Raw genomic sequence first — 10045 nt, forward strand, 5'->3', positions numbered from 1 at the left:
CTCGCAAGGTTGGCGACACTTAGCGTTTGCAGTAGATGATGTCGATCGCGCCTATGAGACTCTCAGCGATCGTGGAGTTGAATTTATCAGTCCGCCTGTGACCTACGATCCACCAGGCATTCGCATTGTGTATTTTAAAGACATCGACGGCAATATCTTGGAACTCTACAACGATCTTCCCTAATAAGCATTCTTGCTCCATCCTCGCCTTCACATCCGATCATCTTACTTATTAGTAGTAATCATGCTCAGCCGTATCAGAAGCCCTTTTCATATCCTTACGACACAACGCACAGCCGTTTTTAGTAGCATAATTGCCTTCATGGTCTCGCTTATTCTGGGGATTCCGTTACTTCACTTCAGTCTTCCTGTTGCGATCGCTCAGAGCTCCATCACTCAAAATCAGAACATAACTACCCCAATTCGAGTCTGCTCTGCTGCAACAATGAATCGAACTGCTTCCCCAGAAATGAGCGCAAACGAGCGTTTAGGGCTACATAGTGAGTTTCATCGCAAACTTCAGCCAATGATTGGATCTTTCCGAGTTAAACAAACTGCGCGATTTACAGCTGACGCAACCCCCATTGAATTTAATGACATTACTGCACGTCGTTATTGGCTAGAAGATTGCACGACACTATTTGAAATCATGGAAGGAACAAGCAATAATCAACCGTTTACACGACTTGCTCTTTACACCTACCAACCTCTGGATCAGGAATATCAATTGTCATCGATGGATACTCGCACACCTGGGCTAATGAGCTTTCGCAACATTGCAGTTGAGGGAAATAACATCAGTTTTGGTATGACCTATCCTTTTCCAGGATTGACTTCACAAATTGATGGGCGTTCCACCAAACTGCGCCATGTTCTGCACTTGCAGAACGACCAACACCAGGTGTTAAGCCAGTATTTTCAGTATCCAGGAGATAGAGAGTTTTTAGCCATTCAATATACCTACATACGTATGCAATAAAGAGAATTTCCCAATTCATTTATCAGAAATTCTAGAATGCAACGTTCTTTAAAAAGTATCCCAATGGTGTTGATGAGCATGTTTTTATTGAGTGGATAGGGCTACATACTGTGGTTTTTACCGGACATATTAACCCGGCAACGTAAGTCCCAAAAGGAAATCTAGCGTTTCCAACGGTTATAGCCTAGAAAACGTAGGATCAATGATTGCTGGTTTAATAATGTGACTGCTTAACAGCATTGATTAACCTGAACTTGTCAAACTAATGGAAGAAATACTATGGCTCAGAGTCAATCTCAAAGCAAAGGAATTGACAGTCTACAGCTTGTTAATGTAGCAGTGTCGGTAATGAATTTGGATGAAGCGATCGCCTGGTACAGCGACAAACTGGGCTTCACCCTCAATTACCGTACTGCTGCGATCGAAGGTATTGAACTTGCTTTAATGGAGAAAACTGGGCTTTACATTGACCTTATTCACTATCCAGAACCGATTAACCTGGAGCCTGAACGTCAAGATCCACCATTTCATTTACAAATTACTGGGTTACGCAATCTCGTGTTTTTTGTCAATGATAGTGCTGCCGCAGATGCCGAATTAAAAGCGAAGGGCGTAGAGTTGATGTGGGAGAGCAACTTTCTACCACATTTAGGAACAAAGGTGACCGCCTTTCAGGATATGGATGGCAATCTAGTTGCTTATTGGGAGAAGAACGATCAAATCCTCAATTATCTACAGACAGGTCATACCAAATAGTAAAACAATTACATCAAGTGTTGAGCCAGTATTTCAGTATCCAGGGGATAGGGAGTTCTTAGTCCATTGAATATACCTACACACTATTCAGTAAAAAGGATCGTTTATTTCATCTATAAGGAACTTTTAAAATGCAACGTCCTTTAAAAACTATTCTAATTGCCTTGATAAGCATGCTTCTACTGAGCGGATTAGGAATTCAGCAACAGCACTTATCTATAGGTTTCAATGCTGAAACCATGGCTGTTCAAGCGCAAACTCAAACTACTAACACGGCTACATCTCTTGCTAGTTTACGACCTCATCACGTTGCACTGTCTGTTCCCAATCTAGAAGAAACTATTCAGTGGTATCAAGACAAGTTGGGGTTTACGACGACCTTAAGACGAGAACTACCTCAACTCTCGACCCACCAAGTATTTTTAGAACTCAACGGATTTCGGATTGAAATGTTTGAGCGTGAAAACTCAGCTCGAACTCAGCCATTCCCCGCCAACGTTCCAGATGATTTATTGGCTCAAGGGTATAAGCACATTGCCTTCACTGTAGATGACATTGATGCGATCGCAATAGAACTCAAACACCACAATGTCGAGGTTGTTTTGGAGCCTGTGATCGACGAAGAACTCGGACTCACCGTCTGTTTTATTAAAGACAATAACGGCAATTTAATTGAATTGGTTCAAGAACTGAATCTTTAAGGTAACTCCAATGGCACGACCATTAGACGGCAAAGTTGCAATGTCAGGGTGAATGAGATTTTGATCAGTCTTACACAACAAGAACAGTAAATTTTGCTGTGTCGCAGAAACCAGCTAGTGGTAGGGTAAGCAGGACTACACTCTCCTCTCTACCCTCAAATCTCTACTTTTGCTCTGTTTAAGTGGCGACAGTTTCTGCCTGAAATCATCCTGCTCAACGCGCGCTGGTATTGACGCTATTCCTTGAGCTATCGAGACTTGGAAGACATGGCGCAAGAACGCGGCGTAGAAGTGGACCACTCTACAATCAATCGTTGAGTGCTGAAGTATGCCTCAGAACTGGACAAACGCATTCGTCCTCACCTCAAGCCAACGAATAATTCATGGCGGATGGATGAGATTTACATCTCAATTAAAGGAGAGTGGAAGTATTTGTATCGTGCTGTAGGTTCAGAGGGCAATACGCTGGACTTCATGCTGAGTGCCAAACGAGATAGCAAGGCAGCGGCACGCTTCTTTCGTAAAGTGCTCAAAGCACAGCACACTGGAGTTCCACGGGTGATTACGGTGGACAAGAATACTGCTTATCCAGTGGCAATAGATGCTCTCAAAGCAGATGAGACGATTGAAAAAGAGACCAAATTAAGGCAGAGCAAATATTTGAACAATGTGGTTGAGCAAGACCATCGATCGATCAAGCGAATTGTGAAACCGATGATGGGATTGAAGACGTTTAACAGCGCGAGAAGCACGTTGAGCGGAATCGAAGCGATGAATATGATTCGCAAAGGGCAAGTGAAAGGCATAGATCGAGGGGATATTGTCTCTCACGTTAGATTTATCGAAACAATCTTTGGAATTGCTGCTTAAGGGAATGCAAACGATACCGATCGTTTCTCCTTAACAAGTTCTTGCGACACAACCGCAAGCGATCGCTGTCACTAGTGCTCTTATCCACCTGCTTATCTTGCGTTAGATTACTTCAAGTTTCAACCCCAGGTTGAAAGTCTTCTACAACCTCGTAATGCTCGACGTGAAGATCTGGAACTAACTCGTATTTCTCATCCTCAGGATATAAAACTGCCTTTGATAAGTCTTGACCTGCAAACGCAGTAATATCTTCCATTGAACGCCAAAAAGTCACTAAGACAAAATGCACCCATTCATCTTTTTCATTCTTCAATACCCGCGCTCCTAGATTGCCAGGGAGTTGAATGGTTTCACGCACACCAGTATCAACAAGGTAGTGAAAAAACTTCTCGCTTAAATGCTGAGGTACTTTTCCATGCCAACGGCGCTCAATCATTGCTTAACTTGCTATCACTAAACCAACAATAAAAATTGAATTTGATATTAAACACTCGTCGGCAAATGTGAGCAGCAGCAGATTAACTTTAACTTCTGCTAATAACCTCTATACCATCTGCTCTACTGCTGTTGTTAGACGGCTTTCTCAATCCTTGCGCTCAAATGCTAAGCGTAGCCCTAAACCCATCAGTACAACGCCGCTGGTTCGATGCATCCATGTTAATACTGCTCGACGAGATCGCAACCACTCCGACAAATACCCAGCAAAGAAACCAATTGGACCCTTTACCACAAACGTCAGCACAGCAAAAGCTGTTCCTAACCCCAACAGATAAAAGGTTGGATATTGTACTTCTGCTGAAATGAATTGTGGCAAAAATGCAAAGTAAAACACTGCAATTTTTGGATTCGATAGATTCGAGAATGCACCTTGAAGGTACAACTGCCCAAGTGGCTTATTCACTCTCGACGCAGCAAGGAGTTCGATCTCGGTTGAACGAGTGCGAAGCAATTTCACACCCAGATAAATGAGATAGGCTGCACCGCAAAGCTTTAGGGTGAAAAATAATGGTTCTGATGCCTGCAAAATCGCGCCTAACCCTAGCGCTGTCAGTACTGTATGGACAAGAAGACCTGAGCTAACACCCGCAGCCGTTGCCACACCCGCAGTCGAACCTTGGATGAGAGAACGCGACATCACCAGGATCAGGTCTTGCCCTGGTGTAATGATTACAAGGAGCGACGCTATCAGAAACAATAGCAAACTAGATTCTGTCATGACTAACTCGGTTGTAACTACCCAAAAATCAAGTTTTCACTAAGCACGGATACCCAAAGTGTAGGCTTAGTCTCTTCAATTCTAAAAGCTGGATAAAAAACTAAATCGATAAGCTGCACAAAACAGCCTAACGCTGCCCATCGTCTGCCACGAGTGACTTTCGTATCATAACCGACTAATTCTCCATGGTCGGGTTCATGGGAATTGTTGGACTGCGTTTTGAGTGAGTGCCATCGCAAAATGGTCTCGTAGGAGAGCCTCGGCATCGGCAAAGCGCAATCGTCTCTTGTTCTGCATGAAATGGATTCCCTTGAGCGTCTAGTGAGTAAACAACGACCGTCTTAAAGGCGACGGTTGTTTACTTTTTCTTTCAACAAGCCCTTAATCCTGTCATTTTCTGCAACACAACCCGTCTGCACCGGAACGGTCAAGAGCTGAACCGTCCCGCCTGATAGTCGGCGAAAGCCTGCCGGATCTCCTGAGGCGTGTTCATCACAAACGGTCCCTGCCGGGCGATTGGTTCGCCAATCGCCCGTGCTGCCAGCAGCAGCAGCCGGGTCGACTCGCGAGCTGATACCTCCAGATGGTCTCCGTCTGAGAACAGCGTGATCGTCTCGGCGCGCGCCTCCTGTTCACTGAAACAGGCGCAGCCTTTGTAGACGTAGGCGAAGACCTGATGCCCACGAGGAAGCGGCACAGCGATCTTCGAGTCGGGCGCGAGCGTCAAGTCGAGAAAGACCGGATCGGTTGGACCCGCGTCAATCGGGCTCCTCAGGTCGAAGGCGGTGCCCGCCAACACTTTGACGTTAACGCCGTCGCGCTCTAAGCTCGGAACCTGCTCGGCGGGAATGTCCTGGTAGCGCGGCACGTCCATCTTGTTGCGCGCGGGCAGATTGATCCAGAGCTGGAAGGCACGGAGCGGACCGGACGCCTGGTCGGGCATTTCCGCATGGATCAATCCGCGCGCCGCTGTCATCCACTGCACCGCGCCCGGACCGAGCCGACCCCCGTTGCCGTGGCTGTCTGCGTGTTTGAGCCGACCTTCCACCACATAGGTGACCGTCTCGAAACCGCGGTGTGGGTGATCGGGGAATCCGCCAATATAGTCCTCCGGCCCCGCGCCGCCGAACTCTGCAAACAGGAGAAATGGATCCAGGTCAGGCAGCTCATCCATCCCTATAGTGACAATGTTTCTTACGCCGCTTCCCGCGCGAACGACTTGACCACGCCTAGACGCAATCGGCTGACGACCATCAATTAATTGCGGAGATAGCTCGACCGCTGGGATGGGGTGGGGTGTACTCGTCATACGGTAACTGTTAGTCATATACCTAAAGTTGGCTATCTTGTTGCTGAACTGCCCGTTCTGCTGCCTGAAAGCCCAGCTTTGAGTGAGCGCCATCGCAAAACGGCTTCGTGGTAGAGCCTCCGCACCGGCAAAGCGCGATTGTCTCTCGTTCTGCATGAAATTGATTTCCCTGAGCATCTGTGAGTAAAACAGAACCAGTCACTAAGAAGGGACCGTTATCCAGCGTCGTGATTTTTGTTGCTTCAGTCATCGTGTTCTCCTCTGGTAGAAGAGTTATAAAGGCTTGCATTACTTACTATAAGTAACTAATATAAAAAGTAAAGTAGGTACTTGAAAGTAACTGAAAAACTGCTGAGAAACTATTCATGTCACTTTCTGAAGAACATATGGAATGCCCCTCGGCACAGCTTCTAAATTTGATAGCTGGTTCCTGGACACTAAATATTCTTTGGCTATTAAGTAATAATGGTCCAACTCGCTTTGGAGAGCTAAAACGTAAAATCGCTGGCATTTCAGCGAAAGTTCTAACAGAACGATTGCGGATGCTGGAGGAGGAAGACATCATTTATCGGGATTACAAGCCTACAATTCCACCTCAAGTCACTTATGGTTTAGCAGCGCGCGGCGAAGACCTTGCTCAAGTGTTAGCGTTGATAGACAAGATTGCCCAGAAGTGGCAGAAAGTCGCAAGTTTGAAACCTTAATTACTGAAGGTGACTCTAATATTGAGATCGCGCCTTGTTGGGGTGATTGAAAGGTTGTTTTTATGAAGTGCAATTAGACTGAAACTATTGCAGGGTAGGGGTTTGAGAGTAGGAAATTTGTACTAAAACTTTGGTCGTATCCCCACAATTACATTTACTGGTTAACGAATTTACGCCATTTCGGGCTTTGGTTAAGTGCTAATTGCATCTCATGACAGCAACTCTTCAATCACCCCTGCATCTAAAGGTTTGCTCCTACTGCTTGTCTCAGCTACAGAGCTTTTAGGAGAAGTTTCCAACCTTTGCAAAGGATGAATTTAAGATATCAGATGAGTTTGACAAATAATTTTTCGTTCTTATTACTTATTTTTTCGCTTTAGACATGTTGTTTAGAGCAAGTAGTAAGGCAATCGCAGCTACTGACTTTTCAATAATTCAGCGGCAAGCGTCTTCATCAGACGTTGAAAAGGGGTTGTGTCATCTAGTCCTCGCGCTAACACTAAAGCACCTTGAATCCGCAAAACAGCATCTTCAGCGCGATGTCTGGCTGAGTGAGCCTCTAATCCAGCCTCCTTAAGTACGGCTGCGATCGCCTCAATCCATTGTGACAAGGCTGATTTAATTTGATTGTGAAAGAGGTCATTGCTCGAGCGTTCTAGGGCTAAAACAGCCCATAGACAAGAGTTTTGTCCCTCGTTGAAAAACTTGCTCACTTGGTCACACATCATCTGTAATTTGTCGCTCGGCGATGCATTGCTGCTGAGGGGCTGCAAAATACAAGTCTCTAACCAGGTATTCACTCGTTCCAATGCAGCTTCAGCCATTTCCTCCTTGCCACCTGGGAAATAGTGGTAAAGATTAGTTTTGCCCAAACCCGTCACCTTTGCCAGACAGGACAAGCTCGCTCCATCGTAGCCATATAGCCGAAATGCATCAATTAACTGACCGACAAGTTTTTCTCTAGACATTGCCTGAAATGGTAATTTCTATTGCTTGACATTTTAACGAACGTTCAGTACGGTTACTTTAACGAACGTTCAGTACATCTGCTAAGGAGCAGTTTATGACCCAGAGAATTGCAGGCTTTCGCTTGGGTATCACGTCTTTAAGGATGCGGAAGTAATTGATTATGCGCCTCCCTATGGCGTGTTTTCTGTAGCACGGCGCTTTGACCCGGAGTTGCATATCTTTCTCATTGGCAAAACCTTACGTCCGACTCAAACGCAGGCAGGATTCACCGTGTTACCAAACTATGGATTCAGCGATCACCCATCGATGGATGCGTTTCTGATTCCCGGCGGGTTTGGTACTCGGCAGGAGCTACACAACGGCAACCTGCATCATTTTATCCACTAGACGAGTCCTTTATCCCCGAAGTTGCCCGCACGATGGAATACCACTAGGCTTACAATCTCTACCGCAACGACGCGGTAATCGGGTCAAAGTCACGATGGATGGTAAGTTCTTGCCTTATCGCAAGTGGTGAGTCTAAGTGACTGGGTTTGATGCGCTCCACATTCAACGGAAGTAGAAGTTATGGCTATAGATGAAACTTTGAACATTGAGGCTCACAAAGATAACTTCTCACTGGAGGATTTTCTTGCAGCCCGTGCAAAGACGTGGGAAGCAATCAACAGAATATCAGAACGGATTTATGTCGGAATGCTAGAAGAGGAGGCAAATGAAATCGTCAAAACTACACTTCAGGAAATGGGAACTCGGCAAGGTTGGCATAAGCCGTATGTCCATTTTGGACTGAACACCACCAAAACGTTGTTTGAAACGCCAGAACCCGGAGTTAAACTCGGTGAGAATGACATCTACTTTATTGACATTGCACCAGTCTGGAATGGTTATGAAGGAGATGCAGGACATACGTTTGTGACAGGTTCTAATCCTGAGCTAAAGCGTTGCGCCCTCGATACTAAACGAATTTTTGGTTTAGTAGCGGACAAATGGAGAACCGAATCGACTAGTGGTCAGGCGCTTTACGAGTTTGCAGCACAAATTGCTCGTGAGCTAGGTTGGATATTGAATTTGAGAATGGACGGTCATCGTTTAGCGGATTTTCCGCATACGGCTTATCATGCCGGAAAACTATCTGCAGTTCCCTTTCATCCATCTCCTAACCTCTGGGTGTTGGAAATCCAAATTAGGCATCCTGATAAATCCTTTGGAGGCTTCTATGAAGATATTTTATGTGACTAGATAGCTCTCATGCAGTCAGCAAAACAGTGTTTGCCCTTCGTACTATCCATGCAATGAGCCAATTTTGTTTGATACATGGTTCGACTCAGAATTCGGACTGCTGGAATTTGCTGGTTCCTGAGCTTAAGAGTTTAGGACACCAAACAATAAAAGTAGATTTGCCAACTGGTAGAAATATCAGTGGAATGCAGTATGCACAGACGATCGTCCGAGAACTTGATGTGGTTGATGAAGATATCATTTTAGTTGGGCATTCGGTCAGTGGTATCTTTCTTCCGCTCGTTGCTAGTCTACGGCAAGTTCACCATCTTGTGTATCTTGCCTCCTTCATTCCCAAGCCAGGAACGAGCATTGTTGAACAAATGTTTGATGAAAGCTTCGATATGTTTGAGTCATCGTGGGCAGAGGCTTGGGTAACAGCTACTCAAATGGGAAAAAACCTCGTTGAAGATGATGAACTGGCATTAAACTTTTTGTTTCACGATTGCACTCCAGAGGTAGCGAAGTGGGCGTTGAGCATTCGAAGGCTGCTACATCCGGAAGCAGCACTGAGTGAAGTGTTTCCCCTGCAGAATTATCCGAGCAAGGGATCTCATTCGTATGTTATTTGTACAGAAGATCGAACAATTAACTCTAAATGGGCTAGGAGAGCAGCACAAGAATTTCTGGTTGTGTCGCAAAGATTTCTAAATGGCGAACAATCTGTATCGTTCGCGTTGTTCTAGGCAGCAATTCCAAAGATTGATTCGATAAATTTTGCTTGAGACACAGGGTTCCCTTGTTTGACTTCTTTGACTTGCCCTTTACGAATCATATTCATTGCCTCGATTCCGCTCAACGTTCTTCTGGCACTATTAAACATCTTGAACCCCATCATCGGTTTCACAAGGCGCTTGATGTTTCGATGGTCTTGCTCAATCACGTTATTCAAATACTTGCTCTGGCGCAATTCGGTCTCCTGGTCGCGCTGCTTCGCAGATACCGCAAGGGTCGTCTCATCTCCTTTGAGAGCCTCCATCGCGACCGGGTAAGCCGCATTTTTCTCGACGGTTATCTCGTTTGTCTAACTCCGGGGCGTACCTCAACACCCAGCGATTGATCTAAGACATATATATCAGGGGGTTATGTCGCAAAAACTGGTGAGTGGTAAGGTAAATAGACCTAACCTTGCCTTCTCCTCCTCTTATGTCTACTGCTTCTGTGTTTAAGTGGCGGCACTTTCTGCCCGAAATCATCCTGTTGAATGTGCGATGGTACTGCCGTTATTCCCTCAGCTACCGAGACCTAGAGGAGATGATGCAG

General features: G+C 45.6%; 14 protein-coding genes and 3 pseudogenes. 10 read left to right on the forward strand and 7 right to left on the reverse strand.

The annotated features are described in order from the left end of the window. The 5 genes and pseudogenes from H6F88_RS00350 to H6F88_RS00370 form a co-directional block, all read left to right on the forward strand. A partial coding sequence (locus tag H6F88_RS00350; RefSeq protein ID WP_190640776.1) for a VOC family protein occupies window positions 1-184 on the forward strand: 184 nt, incomplete at its 5' end. 60 nt (window positions 185-244) lie between these two features. Then, window positions 245-979 carry a DUF1579 family protein gene (locus H6F88_RS00355; RefSeq protein ID WP_190640777.1) on the forward strand — a complete coding sequence of 245 codons (735 nt, stop codon included), beginning with the start codon at window positions 245-247 and terminating at the stop codon, window positions 977-979. A gap of 279 nt (window positions 980-1258) precedes the next feature. Continuing rightward, window positions 1259-1735: a VOC family protein gene (locus H6F88_RS00360; protein ID WP_190640778.1), complete on the forward strand. Its 477-nt coding sequence runs from the start codon at window positions 1259-1261 to the stop codon at window positions 1733-1735. A gap of 239 nt (window positions 1736-1974) precedes the next feature. Then, window positions 1975-2436, forward strand: a complete 462-nt coding sequence (locus H6F88_RS00365) for a VOC family protein (protein WP_190640779.1) — start codon at window positions 1975-1977, stop codon at window positions 2434-2436. Between the two features lie 159 nt (window positions 2437-2595). After that, window positions 2596-3306 (forward strand): annotated as a pseudogene (locus H6F88_RS00370) (IS6 family transposase). Window positions 3307-3418: 112 nt separating this feature from the next. On the opposite strand, the gene H6F88_RS00375 reads toward H6F88_RS00370, so the two are convergent. From H6F88_RS00375 to H6F88_RS00395, 5 genes are all read right to left on the reverse strand, one after another. After that, the gene (locus H6F88_RS00375) at window positions 3419-3742 is read right to left on the reverse strand and encodes an antibiotic biosynthesis monooxygenase (RefSeq protein ID WP_190640780.1); all 324 of its coding nucleotides are present in this window, start codon (window positions 3740-3742) and stop codon (window positions 3419-3421) included. A 147-nt stretch (window positions 3743-3889) separates the two neighbouring features. Further along, window positions 3890-4522 (reverse strand): LysE family translocator, encoded by a 633-nt coding sequence (locus H6F88_RS00380; protein WP_190640781.1) that lies wholly within the window; start codon window positions 4520-4522, stop codon window positions 3890-3892. Between the two features lie 17 nt (window positions 4523-4539). Further along, window positions 4540-4788 carry a hypothetical protein gene (locus H6F88_RS32985; RefSeq protein ID WP_242050328.1) on the reverse strand — a complete coding sequence of 83 codons (249 nt, stop codon included), beginning with the start codon at window positions 4786-4788 and terminating at the stop codon, window positions 4540-4542. A 161-nt stretch (window positions 4789-4949) separates the two neighbouring features. Then, a complete protein-coding gene (locus H6F88_RS00390) occupies window positions 4950-5696 on the reverse strand; it encodes a pirin family protein (RefSeq protein WP_199333384.1) in 747 nt (248 codons plus the stop codon). Between the two features lie 157 nt (window positions 5697-5853). Next, the gene (locus H6F88_RS00395; protein ID WP_190342884.1) at window positions 5854-6081 is read right to left on the reverse strand and encodes a CDGSH iron-sulfur domain-containing protein; all 228 of its coding nucleotides are present in this window, start codon (window positions 6079-6081) and stop codon (window positions 5854-5856) included. A gap of 115 nt (window positions 6082-6196) precedes the next feature. Here H6F88_RS00395 and H6F88_RS00400 point away from each other — a divergent pair, with 115 nt between their 5' ends. Continuing rightward, window positions 6197-6535 carry a helix-turn-helix domain-containing protein gene (locus tag H6F88_RS00400; protein ID WP_190640783.1) on the forward strand — a complete coding sequence of 113 codons (339 nt, stop codon included), beginning with the start codon at window positions 6197-6199 and terminating at the stop codon, window positions 6533-6535. 416 nt (window positions 6536-6951) lie between these two features. On the opposite strand, the gene H6F88_RS00405 is transcribed toward H6F88_RS00400, so the two are convergent. Continuing rightward, entirely contained in the window at window positions 6952-7503 is a 552-nt protein-coding gene (locus tag H6F88_RS00405; protein WP_190640784.1) for a TetR/AcrR family transcriptional regulator, read from the reverse strand. A gap of 178 nt (window positions 7504-7681) precedes the next feature. On the opposite strand from H6F88_RS00405, the gene H6F88_RS00410 reads away from it, so the two are divergent. The 3 genes from H6F88_RS00410 to H6F88_RS00420 all read left to right on the forward strand — a co-directional run bounded on the left by H6F88_RS00410 (window position 7682) and on the right by H6F88_RS00420 (window position 9468). Continuing rightward, on the forward strand, window positions 7682-7891 hold the full coding sequence (locus H6F88_RS00410; RefSeq protein ID WP_199333385.1) for a hypothetical protein: 210 nt from the start codon (window positions 7682-7684) through the stop codon (window positions 7889-7891). 180 nt (window positions 7892-8071) lie between these two features. Next, window positions 8072-8743 carry a M24 family metallopeptidase gene (locus tag H6F88_RS00415; protein WP_190640785.1) on the forward strand — a complete coding sequence of 224 codons (672 nt, stop codon included), beginning with the start codon at window positions 8072-8074 and terminating at the stop codon, window positions 8741-8743. 26 nt (window positions 8744-8769) lie between these two features. Next, on the forward strand, window positions 8770-9468 hold the full coding sequence (locus tag H6F88_RS00420; protein ID WP_199333386.1) for an alpha/beta hydrolase: 699 nt from the start codon (window positions 8770-8772) through the stop codon (window positions 9466-9468). On the opposite strand, the pseudogene H6F88_RS00425 reads toward H6F88_RS00420, so the two are convergent. Continuing rightward, window positions 9465-9797 (reverse strand): annotated as a pseudogene (locus H6F88_RS00425) (DDE-type integrase/transposase/recombinase); the annotation flags it as partial. The gene H6F88_RS00420 and the pseudogene H6F88_RS00425 sit on opposite strands and share 4 nt — an antisense overlap. A 131-nt stretch (window positions 9798-9928) precedes the next feature. Here H6F88_RS00425 and H6F88_RS00430 point away from each other — a divergent pair. Next, window positions 9929-10045 (forward strand): annotated as a pseudogene (locus H6F88_RS00430) (IS6 family transposase); the annotation flags it as partial.

Origin of the sequence: Oculatella sp. FACHB-28, assembly GCF_014696015.1 — a bacterium.
Taxonomy (GTDB): Bacteria; Cyanobacteriota; Cyanobacteriia; order Elainellales; family Elainellaceae; genus JAAUTN01.